Raw genomic sequence first — 21,019 nt, 5'->3', positions numbered from 1 at the left:
CCCCGCCCCGGTTTAACATTGTGTTGCCGACCCCAACCCCCCTTTGCTTCCCCCACCCCTTGTTCACCCGGGGGCGCCGCCGGGTCCGCAGCCCGATCCACGCGTCGATCATGGAGTTATTGCCCGGACACGCCGAGGGAGAAGGCAATAACTTCATGATCGACGGGGTCGGCCGGGCGGCCGGGCGGTCGGGGCCGGTCGGGGCCGGTCGGGGCGGTCGGGCCGGGTGGGCTGGGCTGGGCGGGACGGGCCGGGTCGGGGTGCGGGGGCTGGCTGGGGCTGGGGCGGGGTTAGGGGTGGGGGGTGAAGGGGGTGCCTAGGTGGGGGGTGGCCAGCAGGGTGGGGTTTGCCGTGGTCAGGGTGGTTTCCCGGGAACGGCGGGCTTCGTCGGGGTCTTCCTCATGGACGTACGCCAGCGTGGGGTCGACCAGTTGCACCGTGTGGACCAGGAGGTCGCCGGTGACCAGCAGGCGCTCGTCGGCCACCGTCACGAGCACCGACTGGTGGCCGGGGGTGTGTCCGGGGGTGGACAGCAGTCGTACCCCCGGGGTGAGGTCTGTGTCGCCGTCGACCACCCGGAGCTGGCCGGCGGCGCGCAACGGCGCGATCAGGCCGGCCGGTAGTTCGGGGTTGAGTGACTCGGCAGCGTCCACCTCGGCGCGCTGCAGCAGGTAGCTTGCGTTCGGGAAGTACGGCCGGCCGGGTGTGCCGGTGACCGCCCAGCCGATGTGGTCGGTGTGCAGGTGGGTCAGTACGACCGTGTCGACGTCGGTGGGGTCGATGCCGGCGGCGGCCAGTTCGGCGGGTAGCCGGCCGGGCACCGGCGCCCAGCTCGCGGCGGGCGCGTCGGTCGGGCCGATTCCGGCGTCGACCAGGGTCACCGGTCCGTCGCCGGAGCGGATCGCGAAGCTGCGGAACGGCAGCCACCACTGCCCGTCCGTGGTGACCGAACCGGGGTCGCGGCGGTCGGCCTCCGCCCAGTGCGCGGCCGTGGCGTGCGGAAACGCCTCGTCGCGGGGCTGGAAGAACGCGCCCTCGCCGTCGGTGAGCGCGGTGATCGTGATAGACCCGAGGGTGCGGCTCAGTGGCATCGCGCGATCGTGTCAGGGAACTGCTGTGCCGTGCAGCCCGGTTTCACCGGTCGGTCGAGGCCGGCTGGGGGCTGCCGGCCCAATTGCAGTACGCTCGTACTGCTTGAGCACGTGTCCCCCGAGAGGAGCGCCGGCCGATGGCGAAGATCAAGGTAAACAACCCGGTCGTGGAGCTCGACGGCGACGAGATGACCCGGATCATCTGGAAGCAGATCCGGGAGCAGCTGATCCTGCCCTACCTCGACGTCGACCTGCACTACTACGACCTGTCGATCCAGTACCGCGACGAGACCGACGACCAGGTCACCATTGACGCCGCCAACGCCATCAAGGAGCACGGCGTCGGCGTCAAGTGCGCCACCATCACCCCGGACGAGGCCCGGGTCGAGGAGTTCGGCCTGAAGAAGATGTGGCGGTCGCCCAACGGCACCATCCGCAACATCCTCGGCGGCGTCGTCTTCCGCGAGCCGATCATCATGTCCAACGTGCCGCGCCTGGTCCCCGGCTGGACCAAGCCGATCATCATCGGCCGGCACGCCCACGGTGACCAGTACAAGGCCACCGACTTCGTCGTCCCGGGCCCGGGCACGGTGACCATCACCTACACGCCGGCCGACGGCGGCACGCCGATGGAGATGGAGGTCGCCAACTTCCCCGGCGGCGGCATCGCCATGGGCATGTACAACTACGACGAGTCGATCCGGGACTTCGCCCGCGCCTCGTTCCGGTACGGCCTGGACCGCAACTACCCGGTCTACATGTCGACCAAGAACACCATCCTCAAGGCGTACGACGGCCGGTTCAAGGACATCTTCGCCGAGGTGTTCGAGAGCGAGTTCAAGGCGGAGTTCGACGCCGCTGGCCTGACCTACGAGCACCGGCTCATCGACGACATGGTCGCCGCCGCGCTCAAGTGGGAGGGCGGGTACGTCTGGGCCTGCAAGAACTACGACGGTGACGTGCAGTCCGACACCGTCGCGCAGGGCTTCGGCTCGCTGGGCCTGATGACCTCGGTGCTGCTCTCCCCGGACGGTCGTACCGTCGAGGCCGAGGCCGCGCACGGCACGGTCACCCGGCACTACCGGCAGTACCAGAAGGGCGAGAAGACCTCGACCAACCCGATCGCGTCGATCTACGCCTGGACCCGGGGCCTCGCCCACCGGGGCAAGCTGGACGGCACCCCGGCGGTCGCCGAGTTCGCCAACACCCTGGAGCAGGTCATCATCGACACCGTCGAGGGCGGCCAGATGACCAAGGACCTCGCGCTGCTCATCTCGCGCGACGCCCCGTGGCTGACCACCGACGAGTTCATGAACGCGCTCGACGAGAACCTGGCCCGCCGGCTCTCCGCCTGATCCGACAGCACCAGCACCGGAGCCCGCCGGCACCCGCCGGCGGGCTCCGCTGTGTCTGGCGGGCGACACGCGTGCGGCGTCACCCCGGCCCGGCACGTCTCGTTGACCAGGGTGGACGAGATGCCAGTCGCGTCCAGAAGGTTGACCGAGGTCGACCGCGGTCTGCGTGCCGATCAGCCAGCCTTCCCGGCTGTGTCGCGCACAGCCAGCCGTCCCTTCCCTGCGGGGGCCCTGTCCCGGGCCCCCCGCGCCCTGTTACCCGGCCCGTACGGCCGACGGGCCCGGTCAGGCGGCGCGCAGCAGTTCGGCAGCGCGTTCGGGGGAGATGTCGTTGATGAAGACGCCCATCCCCGACTCGGAACCGGCCAGGTACTTCAGCTTGTCCTTGGCCCGCCGGATGCTGAACAGCTGAAGGTGCAGGTGGCCCAGTTCGCGGTCGATGCGCACCGGCGCCTGGTGCCACGCCGCGATGTAGGGCATCGGCATGTCGAACAGCCCGTCGAAGCGGCGCAGCAGATCCAGGTAGAGCGGCCCGAAGGCGTCCCGCTCGCTGTCACCGAGGGCCGGGATGTCCAGCACCACGCGCCGTGGCGCGACGTGCACCTCGAACGGCCAGCGGGCCGCCGCCGGCACGAACGCCGTCCAGTGCTCGTTCTCGGTGACGACGCGGTCGCCGGCCGCGCGTTCGGCGGCCAGCACGTCCGCGTACAGGTTGCCCCCGCCGGTGCGCTCGGCGTGCCGGCGAGCCGCGGCCAGCAACGCCCGGGTGCGCGGCGTCACGAAGGGGTACGCGTAGATCTGCCCGTGCGGGTGGTGCAGCGTGACGCCGATCTCGACACCCCGGTTCTCGAAGCAGAAGATCTGCTCCACCCCGGGCAGTTCGCCGAGCACCTCGGTCCGGTCGGCGAGCGCGTCCAGCACCGTACGGACGCGGCGCGGCGGGAGGCTGGCGAACGAGGCGTTGTGGTCGGAGGTGAAGCAGACCACCTCGCACCGGCCCTGGCCCGGTCGGACCGGCGTGAACGGGGTGATCTCGCCGGGCTCGTCGGCGACCCGGCCGCTCAACGAGGGAAACCGGTTCTCGAAGACCACGACGTCGTAGTCCGGTGCGGGGATCTCGGTCAGCCGGTCGCCCTCGGACGGGTCGAGCGGGCACTCGTTCGCGGGCGGCAGGAACGTACGGGTCTGCCGGTGCACGGCCACCGCCACCCACTCGTCGGTCAGCGGGTCGTAGCGCAGTTGCGACGCGGGTGGTGGCGGCGGCAGATCACGGCGGTCCGCCTGGTCGCGGACGGCGTCGTCGTTCTCGTCGAAGTAGATCAGTTCCCGGCCGTCGGCCAGGTTGATCGCGGTGCGCTTCACGGCGCCGTCCCCTCACTCGTCGGCGTGCGCGTCGCGCGGCCCGCCCTCGTCGCCTTAACCATGATCAGTTGGCCCACCTGTTCGCCGAGTACCCGTCGCGCGGTCGGAGGCAACGCCTCGTCGCTGACCAGTACGTGGGCTGCCGCCAGCTCGACGATCGAGGAGATGCCGACCGTGCCCCACTTCGTGTGGTCGGAGAGCACCACCAACTGGTCCGCTGCGGCGACCAGCGCCCGGTCGATCTCGGCTTCCATCAGGTTCGGGGTGGTGAAGCCGGCCCGCTCGGTGATGCCGTGGACGCCCAGGAAGAGCAGATCGAGGTGCAGCCGGCGGACGGCCCCGACCGCGAGCGGTCCGACCAGCGCGTCCGACGGTGTCCGGACGCCGCCGGTGAGCACCACCGTCTGGTCGGACCGACCGCCGGCGTGCAGGATCTCGGCTACCGGCAGTGAGTTGGTCACCACGGTCAGACCGGGGACCTCCACCAGCCTGCGGGCCAGTTCGGCGGTGGTGGTGCCGGCGGAGAGGGCGACCGCCGCGCCGGGCCGGACCAGCGCCGCGGCCCGGTCCGCGATGGCGGCCTTCTCCGGTAGTTGCCGGACGGACTTGGCGTGGAAGCCCGGCTCGTCGGTCGAGCTGGTGCCGGCCGCGGTCGCTCCGCCGTGCACCTTGGCCAGCAGGCCGCGCTCGTGCAGCGCCTCCAGATCGCGCCGGATGGTCATGTCGGAGACGCCGAACTCGGTCGCCAGGTCACTCACCCGGACACCGCCGGTGGCCCGGACCCGATCGAGGATGGCCGACTGCCGCTGCCGTGCGAGCATCCGCCGTGCCTCCCAGGGGTCCACGTACTCTCACGCGGTCGAACGTGTTCCAACAAAGGTGAACACTAGCGCGTGCCCGGAACCGGCGGAAGGAAAGGGGGCAGGGCGACGGTCAGGCGGACTGGATCTTCAACTCCACCCAGCCGGTCTCGGTCAGATGATCGAGTACGGCCTGCACCGCCTCCGCGATGCTCATGCGGGAGGTGTCCAGCACCAGGTCCGCGTCCGTCGGCTCCTCGTACGGGTCGTCGATGCCGGTCATCCCGGTCAGCAGACCGGCGCGGGCCCGCGCGTACAGGCCCTTGCGGTCCCGTTGCTCGCACACCTCCAGCGGTGTCGCGACGTGTACCAGCACGAAGCCCGCCCCGGCGGCCAGGGCCATCTCCCGTGCCGTCGCACGGGCCGCCGCGTACGGAGCGATCGGGCAACAGATGCCCATGCCGTGGTGCCGGGCGATCTCGGCCGCCACCCACCCGATCCGACGGACGTTGAGATCCCGGTCGGTCTTGCTGAAGCTCAACCCGGCGGAGAGTTCACGGCGTACCACGTCGCCGTCGAGGAGGGTCACCGACCGGTCGCCGTTCTCCCGCAACGCGTCGGCCAGCCCCCGGGCGATGGTGGACTTACCGGAGCCGGAGAGGCCGGTCAGGAACACCACGAGCCCCCGGTGCCGGCGCGGCGGCCGAGCCCGGGCCAACTCCTTCGCGACCGCCGGAGGGGTGTGCCACTCGGGCAGGGGGAAGCCGCGGTCGAGCAGGTCGTCGATCTCGTCCTGGGTGAGCGCGAGACGCCGGTTACGCGGCGGGATGTCCTCCCGCCAGCGCCACTGCCCGTCCCGGTTGTCGTACGCCAACTCGCGCGGCACCAGCACCCGCAGGCCCGCCCCGGAGAGCATCTCCCCGGTGGAGAGCAGGTGGGTGACCCCGTACGCGGCGGAGACGCGGGCCCGCAGCAGGGCGTCGCTGATCTCGTCGCGGCGGTGCGACAGCGGCACGGCCACCAGGGTGGCCGGGGGCATCCGGTCGCGGGCGGCGAAGATCGTACGCACCAGCGCCTCCGGCGCGAGCCCACCGACACCGCCCTCGCCGACCGGGATCATCACGAGCAGGTGGGCGGCCAGGGTGCGGGCGGCGTGCGCGATCTGGGCCAGCTGTGGCCGGTGCAGCGGACGGTCGGCGATGACTCCGAGCACCCGGCCCGGGGGAAGCAGCGCCCGAACCTCCTCGGGGCTGCGTCGCAGCCGCTGGAACGGGCCTTGGGCGCCGTCGCCGAGCCGCCGGAGCGGGCCACCCAGGCCCGCGACGCCCTCGCGCACCGGCCAGACGTCCGCCACGTGGAGGGCGGCAGCCGGCGCGCCCTCGGCGTCGGTCAGCACCAGCGCGCGTCGGGCCTCATCGCGCGGGTCGAAGCCCTGTGCCAGCGCGGCCGGCACCTGCAGGGTCACCGGCACCTGCCACGGTGTGCCGTCGGCCAGCCGGCCGCGCCGACTCACCGACACCAGGTCGGCACGCGTCATGAAGCCGGTCAGGGGGGCGTACGCGCCGGTCAGCAGCAGCTCCAGATCCGCGAGCTCACCGGGACGCGGCGCGTACGCCGGCGCGTCCCGAAGCACCTCGTCGGGCAGCACCCAGCCGTTGCTCATCCACACCCCCCACTCGCTGACGGCACACAGTTTCGCAGCCGACCGCCGATCGGTCGAGGCCGCCACTCCACGACGTGCGCGGTCGGGTCAGCGACGGACCCGGCGTCCCACCGCCGACCGCAGCCAGTTCCAGACCTTCCGCTCGTCACGGATCCTCGGCGTCGCGCCGTCGGCCGGGCAGATGAAGAGCAGCGGCAGCCGCGCGTCCTCGGTCCATCCGGCGTTGGTGATCCGTGCCTTGAGGAACCAGCTACCCCGCGTACGACCGCCGTTGAGGGCCTGGAAGTCGATAGTGGTGGTGGCGCGGTGCACGAGATGGACGGTGTCGGCGCCGCCCGGCTCGGCGACCCGCTCGACCTGGAACTTCACCGGCAGGAAGATCTCGTCGCCGGTCTCCCGGCGGCGGGCGACCACGTCCAGGCGAGCCTTACGGACCTGCGCGGTGGAGTCGAGCACGTCGGAGGGGACCTCGTCGACCGGGAGCACCAGCACGTCGCGTTCGCCGTCGGAGCGGAAGCCGATCGGCTGGTCCGCGGAGCGCAGTTCGGCGGCCACGCTCACCGTGACGGAGTGCCCGTCCGGCTCCAGCGCGTCGATCCTGGCGTGCCCGGCGATGCCCGACTCCCACGTGGCCAGCCGCCGCAGGTCCGCGATCCGCCCCCGCTCGACCAGGTACGCCACGGCCCGTTGCAGCGGCGGCAGTCCAGCCGCGACCCCGGGGGCGAACCGCTCCTGGATGATCTTCTGGGCCTCGACGGCGACCTGCTCCACCCAGTCCTCGGGAGCGTCCAGGAGCCGCTTGCCGCGCAGCCGGTTGATCATTTCGTTGCGCAGCCAGCGCCGGTGCAGCCGGTCGCGCAGCGGCCCCGGCTCGGTGTGGGCGGTGACGACGTCGAGCGCGTCGCGCACGCTTGCGAAGTAGCTCGCCGGCTCCAGCCGGGCCGCGGTGACGTTCTTGGCATCGGGCCGCTGGGTGTGGTGGTAGCAGGTGTAGTCGGACAGCACGCAGGTGCGGCGGGACGCGAAGTAGGCGCGTACGACGAGCGAATGGTCCTCGAGCCGCCGCTTACCGCCCTCCGGGAACCGGAGCTTGTGCTCGTCGAGGAAGGCGCGACGGAACAGCTTGTGGCAGGTCAGGCTGTCGATCAGCGGCGCGTTCTCCAGGGTGGCGTCGAAGCGGTTCTTGCGGAACAGCTCCCGGGGCACACCGCGCCCGTGCCCGGCCATCTTGCCGATCACCAGGTCCGCGTCGTACTTCTTCGCGCAGTCGTAGAGCCGTTCCAGCGCCTGGTCGGCGAACCAGTCGTCGTCGTCGGCGAAGAACACGTACTCGCCTCGGGCCCGCTCGATGCCCACGTTGCGCGGGCGCGACGGCCAGCCGGAGTTCTCGATGTGCACCACCTGGATGTGCGGGTGCTTGGCGGCCAGCCGGTCCAGCCTCGCGCCCGTGCCATCGGTGGATCCGTCGTCGACGAAGATCGCTTCGAACTCGTCGGCTGGTAGCGACTGCTTCAGCAGCGAGGCCACCAGCTTCTCGATGTGCGGGCCGCAGTTGTACGCGGGCACCACGACACTGACCTTGGGGACGCCAACCTCGACCATCACGATCCTTCCCGCGTCGGCGGTCGAATATCCCCCGGAACACTGCCCGGTGAACGGGAAGTGAATCGTGCCACCCCGGAGTGGACTTTCCGGCGGCGGGGTCTGGGTGAGCGCAGGACCGGCGCAAACGTTCACCCGACCTGCAACCGCCGCACGGAACAGACCCTAGGGGTACGGCGCCGCGAGGATCAGGGAAGCGCCGGGGGCGCGCCGGTGTCGACCTGGGGCATCGACTCCCTACGCTGGCCTGGTGACACTGATCGCGACCCAGTCGCTCACCAAGACGTACGGAGGTCGGGTCACCGCGCTCACCGACCTCACCGTCGCCGTCGAGCCCGGGATCATCGGCCTGGTGGGGGCGAACGGCGCCGGCAAATCCACCTTGATCAAGATTCTGCTCGGCCTGATCGCCCCGACGAGCGGGCAGGTTTCGGTGCTCGGCATCGACCCGACCACCGAACCGGCGGCGGTCCGCGCCCGCGTCGGCTACATGCCCGAGCACGACTGCCTCCCACCCGACCTGTCCGCCGCCGAGCTGGTCACCCACCTCGGGCGGATCAGTGGTCTGCCGCGCACGGTGGCCCGTGAGCGGGCCTCCGAGGCGCTGCGTCACGTCGGGCTCTACGAGGAGCGCTACCGGCCGGTGGGCGGCTACTCCACCGGCATGAAGCAGCGGGTCAAGCTGGCCCAGGCGCTGGTGCACGACCCCGACCTGCTGTTGCTGGACGAGCCGACCAACGGTCTGGACCCGGCCGGGCGGGACGCCATGCTGGCGTTGGTGCACCGGATCGGCACCGAGTTCGGCATCTCCGTCCTGGTGTGCTCGCACCTGCTGGGCGAGGTGGAGCGGATCTGCGACACGCTGATCGCCATCGACGGTGGCCGGCTGCTGCGCGCCGATCACATCTCCGCCATGACCTCGGCCACCGACGTGCTGGCCGTCGAGGTCAGCGAGGGCACCGAGGAGCTTGCGGCCCGACTCGCCGCGCTCGACCTGCCGGTGGCGCGCGACGGCCGGCTGCTGCTCGTACCGCTCGCCGACGACAGCACCTACGACCTGATCCTCGGCGCGGTCGCCGAACTGGACCTGCCGCTGCACCGGCTGGACCAGCGCCGGCACCGGGTGGCCGAACTCTTCGCCACGAGGGAGCTCACCCATGCCTGAGCCGTCATCCGTCGTCCGGTCCGCGCCGGGCGGCGTCATCCACGACATCGGCTACCAGCGCTACGAGGGCCCCCGCCTGGGCCGCCGGCACGTCTTCGGCGCGCTCTACCTGCACGGGCTGCGCACCATCTTCGGGCTCGGCCGCAGCGCCAAGGCCAAGATCTTTCCGTGGCTGGTGATCGGCATCGTCACCCTGGTCGCGGTGGCCCTGGCCGCCGTACGCAGCCAACTCGGTGAACCGGTCGCCACGTACGCCCAGTTCGCCGACGCGATGAGCTGGCTGGTCCTGTTCTTCGTCGCGGTGGCCGCCCCGGAGCTGGTCTCCCGCGACCTGCGCAGTGGTGTGCTGCCGCTCTACTTCTCCCGCCCACTGCCGCGCGCCGACTACGCGATCGCCAAGCTGCTGGCGCTGGTCACCGGCCTCTGGCTGCTGCTCGGTGGCCCGCAGCTGATCATGTTCCTGGGTGCCGCGTTCACCACCAAGGACGGCCTGAAGGGCGTCTGGAACGAGCTGCTCGACCTGCTCCCCGGCCTGCTCTACGCCGGGCTGTGGGCGGTGGTCTTCGCCTCGGTGGGGCTGCTCGTCGCGTCGCTGACCGGCAAGCGCGCGTTCGCCGCCGGTGGGGTGGTCGCCGTCTTCCTGATGACCACGCCAATCGTCGGCACGCTGAGCATCCTGCCGTCGCGCACGGCCAACGAACTGGCCGGGCTCGCCTCGCCCACCACCCTCGTCCAGGGGGTGGGCGTCTGGTCGCTCGGTGACCTGCTGGTCCCCGACAACCAGGACGGCGGCCTGCCGATCGGTGGGTTCGGCCCGGTCTACGCCCTGGTGGCGGTGCTGCTGGTCGCCGGGGCGACCACCCTCCTGCTGGCCCGTTACCGGAAGGTCGCCTCCTGATGAGCAGCACCCTGAGCCTGACCGGGGTGTCCCGGTGGTACGGCAACGTGGTGGCCGTCAACGACATCAGCATGACCCTCGGCCCCGGGGTGACCGGTCTGCTCGGCCCGAACGGCGCCGGCAAGACCACGCTGCTGCACATGATGGCCGGATTCCTCGCCCCGTCGCGCGGCACGGTGACCCTCGACGACGAGCCGACCTGGCGGAACCCGGCCGTCTACCGCCGGCTGGGCCTGGTCAGCGAGCGGGAGGCGGTGCAGAGCTTCCTCACCGCGTACGAGTTCGTGCTCGCCAGCGCCAAGCTGCACCGACTGGCCGACCCGGCGGCGGCGGCCCGACGCGCCATCGACCTGGTGGAGTTGGAGTCGGCGCAGGACCGCCGGATCGGCACGTACTCCAAGGGCATGCGACAGCGCGCGCGGGTGGCCGCGGCGCTGGTGCACGACCCGCAGGTGCTGCTGCTCGACGAGCCGTTCAACGGGATGGACCCGCGTCAGCGGCTGCACATGATGGATCTGCTGCACTCCCTGGGCGACTCCGGCCGGACGATCCTGTTCAGCTCGCACATCCTGGAGGAGGTCGAGCAGGTCTCCGGCACGGTGCAGGTGATGGTGGCGGGCCGGCTGGCCGCCTCCGGCGACTTCCGGACCATCCGCCGGCTCATGACCAACCGGCCGCACGTCTTCGCGGTGCGCTCGACCGACGACCGGGCGCTGGCCGTCGCCCTGATCGCCGAGCCGTCGGTGAGCGGCGTCGAGCTGGACCGCGCCGGCCTCACCGTGCGCGCCGGCGACTACGGCGCCTTCACCCGGGCGCTGCCCCGGATCGCCCTGCGCCAGGGCATCCGGGTGCGTCAGCTGGTGCCGTCCGACGAGTCCCTGGAGAGCGTCTTCTCCTACCTGGTGGAGGCCTGATGTGAGTGCGAGGAGTGAACGAGCGCAGCGAGTGAGCCCCGCAGTCACGAACGAAAGAGGCTGAGAACATGTCGACGATTACCTGGATCACCGCGCGCGGGCTGTTCGGCCGGCGGCGGTTCCTGCTGCTCCTCCCTCTGCCGCTGGTGCTGCTCGGCCTGGCCGTCCTCTGCCGTTCGCTGGGTGTGGACCCCCGCCAGTGGGGCCCGCCGGTGCTGGTCGGCCTCGGCCTGGCGGTGGTGCTGCCGGTGGTGGCCCTGATCATCGGCACGGGCGTGCTGGGCGCGGAGATCGACGACGGCACGGTCGTGCACATCCTCACCAAGCCGCTGCCGCGCTGGCAGATCGTGCTGCCGAAGCTCGCGGTCGCCACCGGGGTCACCGCGGCCACCGTCGCGGTGCCGCTCTACGTCGCGGGCGTGCTTGCCGATTCGGTACGCCTCGGACTGGCGCTCGCCGCCGCGTCCGCGCTCGGCGCGCTGGCGTACTCGGCGCTGTTCCTCGCGCTCAGCCTCATCACCCGGCGTCCGGTGCTGCTCGGCCTCGTCTACGTGCTGATCTGGGAGGGGCTGCTGGGTAACTTCGTCAGCGGCACGAAGGTGCTCTCCATCCAGCAGTACGTGATCGCGCTCGCCGACCGGCTCGCCCCCAGCGGGCTGCTGGAGACCAGCGTGTCGGTGCCGGTGGCCGGCGTGATGACCGCGCTGGTGAGCGTCGGCTTCACCGTGCTGGCGATCGACCGCCTGCGCTCGTTCAGCGTGGCCGGCGAGACGAGCTGAGGCGTGCGGAGTCCGGCCAGCCCTCCGGCGACGGGTAGGGCTGGCCGGATGGACCGGGCGGGTCCCACCCACGAGGCTGGTGGACGTGACTGTCGAAGCGGAGCGCAGACCCTTGGCTGACCCGTACTCCCGCCGTAGCCGGGCGTGGCTGATCAGCCTCGCCGCTGCCGGCCTCGCGTCCGCGACGGTCGCGACGGCCGCCCAGGGCAGCGGCCGGTTCCACTGGTGGGCCGGCTTCATCCTGATCCCGGCCGCACTGATCGCGGCCAGCGGCGGCCCGCTGCTGGCCCGCGGCGGCGGTCGCGCCTTCGCCGGTTACGTCGTCGCCTGTGTCGGGGCGCTGGCGTTCGTGGTGGGCGCGCTGCTGATGTTCGGTGCGATGGGAAAGGGCTGGCCACTGCTGGTGGTGCTGCCCTGCCTGGCGGTGGCCGGCACGTACGGCTGGCATGCGGGCCACCCGCTGGCCCGTGGTCTGCACCGCGCGGTGGCGCTGCTCGCGCTGACCGGCGCGCTGGTCGGTGTGACCCTGCAACTGCTCCACGCCCGGGTGATCCACCTGGGCACGGGCTGGTGGGGCGCGTTCATGATGCTCGCCGGGGTCATCGTGCTGGGCAACGCCGCTGAGCTGGCCCGGCACCGGATGCCGTACCGGCTCCAGGCGATCACCCTGCTGGTCGGGCCCTCCGTGGTGGCCTTCCTGCTCGGCCTGCGCTTCCTGCGCGGCTGGTGACGGCCGGTCCGCCGCCGCCCCCGGGGGGTGGGCGGCGGCGGACCCGGTCAGAAGGCGCAGGCGATGACGAGTTCCGGGGTGCGGTCCGGCAGCAGGTCGAGCTTGCCGATCCGGCCCGCCGCCCGCAGGTCGTCGGCGACCAGGGTGAGCTGCTCCAGCATCGCCGCCGGCCCCAGCGCCTCGGCCAGCGGCACCTCCGCCTTCATCGACAGCTTCCGCTCCGACTTGGCCCGCCGCACCTGGCCCAACGCGTCCCCGGCCAGCCGCAGCAGCGCGGGCTCGCCCGTCCCCTCGATCGCGCGGGCCACCTCGTAGGTGGTGGGCCAGGGCGCGCGGTGCACCGACCCGTACCGCCACCACGACCAGATCTCCTCGGTGACGTACGGCAGCACGGGGGCGAACAGCCGCAACTGCACCGACAGCGCCGAGGCCAGCGCCGCCCGCGCCGAGTCGGCCGCCGCTCCGGTGCCGTACGCCCGTTCCTTGACCAACTCGATGTAGTCGTCGCAGAACCGCCAGAAGAACGCCTCGGTCACCTGGAGGGCGGCCGTGTGGTCGTACCCGTCGAAGGCCGTGCTCGCGGCGCTCACCACCGTGGCCAGTTCGGCGAGCATGGCCCGGTCCAGCGGGGTGGTCGCGGTCGCGCGCAGCGCGTCCGCGGCGCCCAGGCCGAGCGCGAACCTCGACGCGTTGAGCAGTTTGGTGGCCAGCCGGCGGCCGACCTTGATCTGCGCCGGGTCGAAGGCCAGGTCCATGCCGGGCTTGCCGCTGGCCGCCCAGTAGCGCACCGCGTCCGAACCGTGCTGCTCGAGGAGCGCGAGCGGGGTGACCACGTTCCCCTTGGACTTGGCCATCTTCTTGTGGTCCGGGTCGAGGATCCAGCCCGACAGCACGGTGTCCCGCCAGGGCAGCACCCCGTGCTCGAAGTGCGAACGGACCACGCTGTCGAAGAGCCAGGTCCGGATGATCTCCTGCCCCTGCGGGCGCAGGTCCATCGGGAAGACCTGCGCGAACAGCTCCGGGTCGGTCTCCCAGCCGCCGACGATCTGCGGCGTCAACGACGACGTCGCCCAGGTGTCCAGCACGTCCGGGTCGCCGATGAAGCCGCCCGGCCGCCCGCGCTGCGACTCGTCGAAACCGGGTGCCGGATCACTGGACGGGTCGACCGGCAGCGCCGACTCGTCCGGCGTGAGAGGGTGGGACCAGTCCGGCTCGCCAGTGTCGTCGAGCCGGTACCACACCGGCACCGGCACTCCGAAGAAGCGCTGCCGGCTGACCAGCCAGTCGCCGGTCAGGCCACCCACCCAGTTGTCGTAGCGGTGTTTCATGTGCGCCGGCACCCAGTGCAGCTCCGCGCCCCGGGCCAGCAGCGTCGCCCGCAGTTCGGCGTCCCGTCCGCCGTTGCGCAGGTACCACTGGCGCGTGGAGACGATCTCCAGTGGCCGGTCGCCACGTTCGTAGAACTTCACCGGGTGGGTCACCGGACGCGGCTCGCCGACCAGGTCACCCGCGTCGGCCAGCATCCCGACGATCTCCCGGCGCGCGCCGTTGACGGTCTGCCCGGCCAGTCCCGCGTACGGCGCCGCGGGCACCCCGGCCGGCGGCTCCGGAACCAGCCGGCCGTCGCGGCCGATGACGACCCGGGTGTCCAGGTCGAGATCCCGCCACCAGGTCACGTCGGCGAGGTCGCCGAACGTGCAGACCATGGCGATGCCGGTGCCCTTCGCGGGATCGGCGAGCGGGTGGGCGCGCACCGGCACCTCGACGTCGAACAGCGGGCTGCGCACGGTCGCGCCCACCAGGTCGGCGTACCGCTCGTCGTCGGGGTGGCAGACCAGCGCGACGCAGGCCGGCAGGAGCTCCGGCCGGGTGGTGTCGATGAGCACCTCGCGCCCGCCGGGCCCGGCGAACCGCAGCCGGTGGTACGCGCCGGGCCGTTCCCGGTCCTCCAGCTCGGCCTGGGCCACCGCGGTGGCGAAGCCGACGTCCCACAGTGTCGGCGCCTCCGCCTGGTACGCCTCACCCCGGCGCAGGTTGCGCACGAACGCCCGCTGGCTGGTGGCGCGGGCCACCCGGCCGATCGTCGTGTACGTCAGGGACCAGTCCACCGAGAGCCCGAGCCGCCGCCAGAGGGCCTCGAAGACCTGCTCGTCGGCGACCGTCAGCCGCTCGCACAGCTCGATGAAGTTGCGCCGCGAGATCGGCATCGGGTCGCGGCGGGCGGCGTCGTCGACCGGGGTGGCCGGCGGCCGCCACACCGGGTCGTACGCCAACGCCGGGTCGCAGCGCACCCCGTACACGTTCTGCACGCGACGCTCGGTGGGCAGCCCGTTGTCGTCCCAGCCGATCGGGTAGAAGACCGCCTTGCCCCGCATCCGCTGGTAGCGGGCGACGGTGTCGGTGTGCGTGTACGAGAAGACGTGCCCCATGTGCAGCTCGCCCGATACGGTCGGCGGCGGGGTGTCGATGGAGTACACGTCGGCCCGCTGCCTGCCCCGGTCGAACGCGTACGTGCCCTCCTCCTGCCAGCGCTGCGCCCAGCGCTCCTCGAGCCCGTCCAGATTTGGACGCTCGGGAACGCCGGCGCGGGCCGTCCTCGCCGTATCGGTCATCTGCCGATCGTAGGCATCAGCAGAGTGCCGGGCCACGGAGTTGCAGATCGCCGGTCCTACACGAGCGAGTCGCGCCACTGCTGGTGCAGCGCCGCGTACCGGCCGCCGGACCCGACCAGCACGGCCGGCGGGCCATCCTCGACGACGTTCCCGCCGTCGACGACGAGCACCCGGTCGGCGGTCTCCACTGTGGAGAGCCGGTGTGCGATCACCAGCGCCGTCCGGTCCCGCAGGATGGTGCCGAGCGCGCGCTGCACCAGCCGTTCCGTCGGTACGTCCAGCGACGACGTCGCCTCGTCGAGGATCAGCACGGTCGGGTCGGCGAGGAACGCCCGGGCGAACGCGACCAGTTGTCGCTGGCCGGCGGAGAGCCGCCCGCCGCGCCGGTGCACCTGGGTGGCGTACCCCTCGGGCAACGCGGCGATGAACTCGTGCGCGCCGATCGCCTGCGCGGCGGCCCGTACCTCGGCATCGTCGGCGCCCGGCCGGCCGAACCGGATGTTCTCCGCCACCGTGCCGCTGAACAGGTGGTTCTCCTGCGTCACGAGCACCACGGCGCGGCGCAGGTCGGCGTCGCACACCGCGCGCAGGTCGATCCCGTCGAGCAGGACAGTGCCAGCGTCCGGATCGTGGAACCGGGCCACGAGCTTGGCGATCGTCGACTTGCCCGCGCCGGTCGGCCCGATGAGCGCGACCGTCTGCCCGGCCGGCACCCGCAGGTCCAGTCCGGCGAGGATGGGGGTGTTCGCTCGGTAGCCGAACGAGACGCCCCGGAAGGTCAGCTCGCCGTGACCGGGGCCGCGCGGCAGCGGCACCGGCCGGGCCGGCTCGGCGACGCCGGGCCGTTCGTCGAGCACCCCGGCCAGCTTCTCGAGCGCCGCCGTCGCCGACTGCAACGAGTTGTAGAACTGGCTCAGCTCCTGCATCGGCTCGAAGAAGCGTCGCAGGTAGAGCAGGAACGCGGCGAGCACGCCGATCTCGGTCCGCCCGTCGAGCACCCGCCACCCGCCGTAACAGAGCACGACCGCGACGGTGAGGTTGCCGATCAACTTGATCGCCGGCGAGTACGTGGCGATCAGCCGGAACGCGCGCAGGCTCGCCCGCCGGTAGTCGTCCCCGAGCGTCACGAAGATCCGCTGGTTGCGCGGCTCCCGACGAAACGTCTGCACCGCACGGATGCCCCGCATCGACTCGACGAAGTGCACGATGACCAGCGCGACGGCCTCCCTCGTCCGCCGGTAGGCGGTGGCCGAAGCCCGGGCGAACCAGCGGGAGAGCCAGAACAGGAACGGGAACGCGAGCAGCGTCACCGCGGCCAGGGGCAGGTCCAGCCAGAGCAGGATGGCGGCCACCGACAGGATCGACAGCGCGGCGAGCACCAGGCTGTCGATTCCCCCGTCGACCAACTCGGCGATGCTGTCCAGGTCGCTGGTGAGGCGGGACACCATCCGACCCGACGTGTACCGCTCGTGGAAGCCCACCGACAGTCGCAGGAAGTGCCCGAACACCCGCTGTCGCAGGTCCAGCAGAACGGCCTGGCCGATGCGGGCGGAGAGGGTCAGGAAGCCCCGGCGGGCCGCGTACTCCGTCACGGCGGCGGCGGCGAACGCCCCGGCCACCGCGACCAGCGGGGTGGCGTTCCCGGCGCGCAGCGGGGCGATGGCGCGATCGATGCCGACCATGACCAGGTACGGGCCGGCCATCGCGGCGGCGTTCTGCGCGAGCAGCAGACCGACGGCGGCGGCGAGTCGCCCCCGGTGCGGGCGCAGCAGGTCGGCCAGCAGGGCCCGGCTGTGCCGGCGCAGCCGGGCGACGGCCGCCGGGGTGTTCTCCTCGGCCCGGCTCCGGTCGGCCTCCGGGTCGGTGGCCGTCCCCCGCCAGCGGGCCAGGTCCGGCTCCCCACCGGGAGACGGATCGGCCTGCTCCGGGGTCGTCACGAGCGCACCAGGCCCCAGCCGTCCGAGGTGGACGCGCCGGGCCCCGGCGGCCCGATACCCCGGGGCCCGGTTCCGGCCGGGTGGACGGCGGTGGCCGGTTGCGCGGGTGTCGGTTCGGCGGCTCCCGGGTGAGCCGGTGGTTCGGCGGCTCCGGGGTGAGCCGGTGGCTCGGCGGCGAGCAACGCCCGGTAGGCGGGCACCGTGGCGAGCAGTTCCGAGTGCCGGCCGATCGCGGCGATCCGTCCACCGTCGAGCAGGGCGACGCGGTCGGCCAGCGCGATCGTCGACGGCCGGTGCACCACCAGCAGCGCGGTGCTGGCCCGCAGCACCTGCCGTAGCGCCGCCTCCACCAGCGCCTCGGTGTGCACGTCGAGGGCGGACAGCGGGTCGTCGAGCACCAGCAGCGCCGGGCGACCGAGCACCGCCCGCGCCAGGGCCAACCGCTGCCGCTGGCCCCCGGAGAGGGACAACCCCTGCTCACCCACCCGGGTGGTCAGGCCCCACGGCAGGTCGTACGCGAAATCGGCCTGTGCCAGCGCGAGGGCCGCGCGGACCTCGTCGGCGTCGGCGTCCGGGCGGCCCAGGGTGAGGTTCTCCCACACCGACATGGAGAAGAGGGTGGGCTCCTCGAACGCCACCCCGACCAGCCGGCGCAGCGAGGCCAGCCGCAGGTCGCGCAGGTCGTGCCCGTCGAGGGTGATCCGGCCGCCGGTCACCTCGTGCAGTCGGGGCACCAGCGAGAGCAGGGTGCTCTTGCCGCAGCCGGTGGCGCCGACCAGGGCCAGCGTCTCGCCCGGCTCGATGGTCAGGTCGATCCCGTCCAGGACGGCCGTGGCCGCGCCCGGGTAGCGGAAGGCGACGCCGTCGAAGCGGAGCCGACCCTGGACCTCGTCGCGGCTGAGCGTGAGCGCGTCGGGAGCGTCCACGATCTGCGGTGGAGTGTCCAGCACCTCCTGGACCCGGTCGGCGGCGGTGGCGGCCTCCTGCCCGTTGGCGATGATCCAGCCGAGCGACTGCACCGGCCAGATGAGCATCAGTTGGAGGCTGGCGAACGCCACCAGCTCCCCGAGCGTGAGCACGCCCCGCGCGGCGGCGGCGGCACCGGCGACCAGCACCACGCCCAGGGTCAGGTTGGGCACCAGGTCGAGCAGCGCCGCCGTGTTCGCCAGCAGCCGGCCCTTGCCCACGCCGGTGTCGTGCAGCGTCCGGGCCCCGTCGGCGAAGCGGGCGGCCAGCTCGGGCCCCCGCCCGTACGCCTTCATCGTGCGCAGACCCTGCGCGGTCTCCTCGACGAGCGTCGCCACGTCGCCCTGCTGGTCCTGCATCCGCCGGGACGCGGTGTGGTAGTGCCGACCGAACCGGCGGGTGATCAGCAGCAGTGGCACGGCGCTGGCCGCGACCAGCAACCCGAGCGCCGCGTGCAGGTGGATCAGCAGCAGCACCACCACGACGTAGGTGGTCAGGTTGAGCACCAGGAAGAAGACACCGAACGACAGGAACCTGCGAATCACCGACAGGTCGCTGGTGATCCGGGAGAGCAGTTGGCCGGACTGCCAACGGTCGTGGAAACTGGCCGGCAGCCGTTGCAGGTGCGCGTAGACGTCGGCGCGCAGCGCCGCCTCCATGCCCACCGCCGAGGACGACTGCACCCACCGGCGGATGAAGATGAGCACCGCCTCGACCACGCCGAGCAGCAGCGCCAGACCACCGAGCTGGAGCAGGCCCGCGGGCTCGTGGCGGGCCACCGGCCCGTCCACCACGTGCTGCACCACCAGGGGTACGGCGATCCCGGCGGCCGTGCCGGCGAGCCCGGCGACCAGCAACCAGACGAACTCGGTGGCGTACGGGCGCAGGTAGCGGCGCAGCCGCCAGAGGTTGTGCACGGGGTGGCGGCCCGCGGCGACCGGGGCGGCCCGGTCGCCGTCGCTCTCCACAGGCACTACCCGACGGTAGCGTCATTGGGTGCCCGTGTAGTTGTCAGCTTGCCGTCAACCGCCGCTCATGACCGAGAAGCCACTTCTTCACGTCCAGCCCCCAGCGGTAGCCACCGAGGCTCCCGTCGGTACGCAGCACCCGGTGGCAGGGCACGAAGAGCGCGGCGGCGTTACGCGCGCAGGCGGCCGCCGCGGCCCGCACCGCGGGTGGCCTCCCGGCCAGCGCCGCGTACCCCGTGTAGGTGACCGGCGCGCCCGGCGGCACGTCCCGCAGCACCCGCCAGGCGTACGCCATGAACTCGCCGCCGGTGTGCTGCCGTACCGGCACCGAGTCGATGGCGGCGAGATCCCCGTCCAGGTAGGACCGGACGGCCAGGGTGGTCGGCCCGAGGTCGGCGCGTTGCCGTACCGGCGCTCGCAGACTCGGGTGGATCAGGGGCGGCAGCGCCTCCGGGTCGGGGGTGAAGCCGGCCGCCAGGACCTGACCGTCGTGGTCGGCGAGGATGCTCAGCGGACCGGTCGGGGTGGTCAGGACGGTGCTGTCGATGCTCATGCGGCTCTCCAGAGTCTGATCGTGGCGTAGGACCGCCAGGGGCGCCACCGTTCGGCGTGCGCGTCGAGGGTCGTGTGGGGTAGGCCGAGGGCCGTCGCGCCCCGGCGGATCGCGAGGTCGCTGTCGAGGAGGACGTCGGGGTCACCGAGGGCGCGCATGGCGAGGTAGTCGGCGGTCCACGGCCCGATCCCGGGCAGCGCCAACAGCCGCCGCCTGGTGTCCTGACGGTCACCCCCCGGCGCGAGGTCCACAGTCCCGTTCACGACGGCGAGGGCCAGCCCGCGAATGGTCTCCCGCCGCCGCAGAGGCATCCCGAACCCCGCATCCGGAATCCCCAAAACCTCCTCCGGCGTGAGAAACCCCCGCAGCTCACCCTGTTGATCATGAAGTTGTTGTCGCGACACGCCGTCGTCGGTGGCAACAACTTCATGATCGACGCGGGTGGCCAGCAGGCGGGTCAGGGTGGTTCTCGCGGAGCGCACCGACACCTGTTGGCCCACTATCGCGCGTACGGCCATTTCGAAACCGTCGACCGCGCGGGGGACGCGGATGCCGGGCTCGGCCGCCACCGCCGGGGCCAGGGCCGGGTCCGCCGCCAGCGTGGCGTCGACCGCCTCCGGGTCCGCGTCGAGGTCGAGCAGACGCCGGCAGCGGGCCACCGCCGGCGCGAGGTCGCGCAGGTCGGTCAGGCGCAGCGTCGCCGCCACGTGCCCGTTTGCCGGGGTCAGGGCCACCTGGCCGGGGCCGTGTGGCAACCGCAACCCCCGGTGGTACGTCCCGTCGCGTACCTCCTCGACACCCGGCAGCGCGCGCAGCGCGAGGAAGTCCAGCAGCGCGTTGGCGTGCAGGGGTGGACGGTACGCCAGCCGGAGTGTGATCGTCCCCGCCCCGATTGCCGCCAGGTGTCGGCCGCGAGCGGTCCGCAGCTCCGAGGGGGCGCTCGCGTACACCTCGCGGACCGTGTCGTTGAACTGCCGCACGCTGCCGAAGCCGGCGGCGAACGCGATCTCGGCCATCCCCAGCCCGGTCGTCTCGATGAGGATCCGCGCGGTCTGCGCGCGCTGGGCCCGGGCCAGTGCGAGCGGCCCGGCCCCCATCTCGGCGCGCAGCATCCGGTGCAGGTGCCGTTCGGTGTAGCCCAGTCGGGCGGCCAGCCCCGGTACGCCGTCCCGGTCGACCACCCCGTCGGCGATCAGCCGCATCGCCCGGCCCACCACGTCGGCGCGGACGTCCCACTGCGGCGAGCCCGGCGCGGCGTCGGGCCGGCAGCGGCGGCAGGCGCGCAACCCGGCGCCCTGGGCGGCAGCGGCCGACGGGAAGAACCGGACGTTCTGCCGCTTCGGCGTGACCGCCGGGCAGGACGGCCGGCAGTAGATCCCGGTCGACGTCACGCCGGTGTAGAACCAGCCGTCGAACCTCTGGTCGCGACTGTCCACCGCCCGGTAGCACCGTTCGAAGTCCATCTCCACGCCACCGATGATGCCCCGCTGCTCAAGCCACCGGCTGGCGGAAATCAGACCTGAGCGTGTCCACCCCCGTCGCGCTTCCCCGCTTCTTGCGGTGATCAAGAGGTTCGCGTCACGACACGCCGTGCACCGTGACGCGAACCTCTTGATCACCAGGG

At 72.3% G+C, this 21,019-nt stretch carries 16 protein-coding genes; 6 read left to right on the top strand and 10 right to left on the bottom strand.

The window, feature by feature from the left end; all coding sequences use genetic code 11:
* Nucleotides 1–290 precede the first annotated feature (290 nt).
* A complete protein-coding gene (locus ACIA3K_RS29195) occupies nucleotides 291–1,091 on the bottom strand; it encodes an MBL fold metallo-hydrolase (protein WP_396804804.1) in 801 nt (266 codons plus the stop codon).
* Between the two features lie 137 nt (nucleotides 1,092–1,228).
* On the opposite strand from ACIA3K_RS29195, the gene ACIA3K_RS29190 reads away from it, so the two are divergent.
* Entirely contained in the window at nucleotides 1,229–2,446 is a 1,218-nt protein-coding gene (locus ACIA3K_RS29190; RefSeq protein ID WP_396804803.1) for an NADP-dependent isocitrate dehydrogenase, read from the top strand.
* Nucleotides 2,447–2,731: 285 nt separating this feature from the next.
* Here ACIA3K_RS29190 and galT read toward each other — a convergent pair whose 3' ends face one another.
* From galT to ACIA3K_RS29170, 4 genes are all read right to left on the bottom strand, one after another.
* Nucleotides 2,732–3,808, bottom strand: coding sequence for a galactose-1-phosphate uridylyltransferase (gene galT, locus ACIA3K_RS29185; protein WP_396804802.1), 1,077 nt, complete (start codon nucleotides 3,806–3,808; stop codon nucleotides 2,732–2,734).
* Nucleotides 3,805–4,629, bottom strand: a complete 825-nt coding sequence (locus ACIA3K_RS29180; RefSeq protein ID WP_396804801.1) for a DeoR/GlpR family DNA-binding transcription regulator — start codon at nucleotides 4,627–4,629, stop codon at nucleotides 3,805–3,807. Before ACIA3K_RS29180 ends, galT begins: the two co-directional genes overlap by 4 nt.
* 112 nt (nucleotides 4,630–4,741) lie before the next feature.
* The gene (cysC, locus tag ACIA3K_RS29175) at nucleotides 4,742–6,271 is read right to left on the bottom strand and encodes an adenylyl-sulfate kinase (RefSeq protein ID WP_396804800.1); all 1,530 of its coding nucleotides are present in this window, start codon (nucleotides 6,269–6,271) and stop codon (nucleotides 4,742–4,744) included.
* An 87-nt stretch (nucleotides 6,272–6,358) separates the two neighbouring features.
* The gene (locus ACIA3K_RS29170) at nucleotides 6,359–7,873 is read right to left on the bottom strand and encodes a glycosyltransferase family 2 protein (protein WP_396804799.1); all 1,515 of its coding nucleotides are present in this window, start codon (nucleotides 7,871–7,873) and stop codon (nucleotides 6,359–6,361) included.
* 250 nt (nucleotides 7,874–8,123) lie between these two features.
* Between ACIA3K_RS29170 and ACIA3K_RS29165 the strand changes: the two genes are divergently transcribed.
* The 5 genes from ACIA3K_RS29165 (at nucleotide 8,124) to ACIA3K_RS29145 (ending at nucleotide 12,359) form a co-directional block, all read left to right on the top strand.
* The gene (locus ACIA3K_RS29165) at nucleotides 8,124–9,038 is read left to right on the top strand and encodes an ABC transporter ATP-binding protein (protein ID WP_396804798.1); all 915 of its coding nucleotides are present in this window, start codon (nucleotides 8,124–8,126) and stop codon (nucleotides 9,036–9,038) included.
* The gene (locus tag ACIA3K_RS29160) at nucleotides 9,031–9,936 is read left to right on the top strand and encodes an ABC transporter permease (RefSeq protein WP_396804797.1); all 906 of its coding nucleotides are present in this window, start codon (nucleotides 9,031–9,033) and stop codon (nucleotides 9,934–9,936) included. The genes ACIA3K_RS29165 and ACIA3K_RS29160 overlap by 8 nt, the downstream gene beginning before the upstream one ends.
* Nucleotides 9,936–10,850, top strand: coding sequence for an ABC transporter ATP-binding protein (locus tag ACIA3K_RS29155; RefSeq protein WP_396804796.1), 915 nt, complete (start codon nucleotides 9,936–9,938; stop codon nucleotides 10,848–10,850). The genes ACIA3K_RS29160 and ACIA3K_RS29155 overlap by 1 nt, the downstream gene beginning before the upstream one ends.
* A 68-nt stretch (nucleotides 10,851–10,918) precedes the next feature.
* Nucleotides 10,919–11,629, top strand: coding sequence for an ABC transporter permease subunit (locus tag ACIA3K_RS29150; RefSeq protein ID WP_396804795.1), 711 nt, complete (start codon nucleotides 10,919–10,921; stop codon nucleotides 11,627–11,629).
* Between the two features lie 85 nt (nucleotides 11,630–11,714).
* Nucleotides 11,715–12,359, top strand: a complete 645-nt coding sequence (locus ACIA3K_RS29145; protein WP_396804794.1) for a hypothetical protein — start codon at nucleotides 11,715–11,717, stop codon at nucleotides 12,357–12,359.
* Between the two features lie 47 nt (nucleotides 12,360–12,406).
* Here the strand turns inward: ACIA3K_RS29145 and valS are convergent, their stop codons facing one another.
* The 5 genes from valS to ACIA3K_RS29120 are packed head-to-tail and all read right to left on the bottom strand — an operon-like array spanning nucleotide 12,407 to nucleotide 20,864.
* Nucleotides 12,407–14,971: a valine--tRNA ligase gene (gene valS, locus ACIA3K_RS29140; protein WP_396804793.1), complete on the bottom strand. Its 2,565-nt coding sequence runs from the start codon at nucleotides 14,969–14,971 to the stop codon at nucleotides 12,407–12,409.
* Between the two features lie 56 nt (nucleotides 14,972–15,027).
* Complete coding sequence (locus ACIA3K_RS29135) at nucleotides 15,028–16,908, bottom strand: ABC transporter ATP-binding protein (protein WP_396804792.1); 1,881 nt, start codon at nucleotides 16,906–16,908, stop codon at nucleotides 15,028–15,030.
* A complete protein-coding gene (locus ACIA3K_RS29130; RefSeq protein ID WP_396804791.1) occupies nucleotides 16,905–18,848 on the bottom strand; it encodes an ABC transporter ATP-binding protein in 1,944 nt (647 codons plus the stop codon). The genes ACIA3K_RS29135 and ACIA3K_RS29130 overlap by 4 nt, the downstream gene beginning before the upstream one ends.
* Before the next feature lie 37 nt (nucleotides 18,849–18,885).
* Nucleotides 18,886–19,395 carry a methylated-DNA--[protein]-cysteine S-methyltransferase gene (locus ACIA3K_RS29125; protein WP_396804790.1) on the bottom strand — a complete coding sequence of 170 codons (510 nt, stop codon included), beginning with the start codon at nucleotides 19,393–19,395 and terminating at the stop codon, nucleotides 18,886–18,888.
* On the bottom strand, nucleotides 19,392–20,864 hold the full coding sequence (locus ACIA3K_RS29120) for a DNA-3-methyladenine glycosylase 2 family protein (RefSeq protein ID WP_396804789.1): 1,473 nt from the start codon (nucleotides 20,862–20,864) through the stop codon (nucleotides 19,392–19,394). Before ACIA3K_RS29120 ends, ACIA3K_RS29125 begins: the two co-directional genes overlap by 4 nt.
* Nucleotides 20,865–21,019: the final 155 nt, after the last annotated feature.

The sequence above is a fragment of the Micromonospora sp. NPDC051543 genome (assembly GCF_044454415.1).
Classification (GTDB): domain Bacteria; phylum Actinomycetota; class Actinomycetes; order Mycobacteriales; family Micromonosporaceae; genus Micromonospora.
Note: the sequence above shows the minus strand (reverse complement) of the source record. Positions and strands in the feature narration are given on the sequence as shown.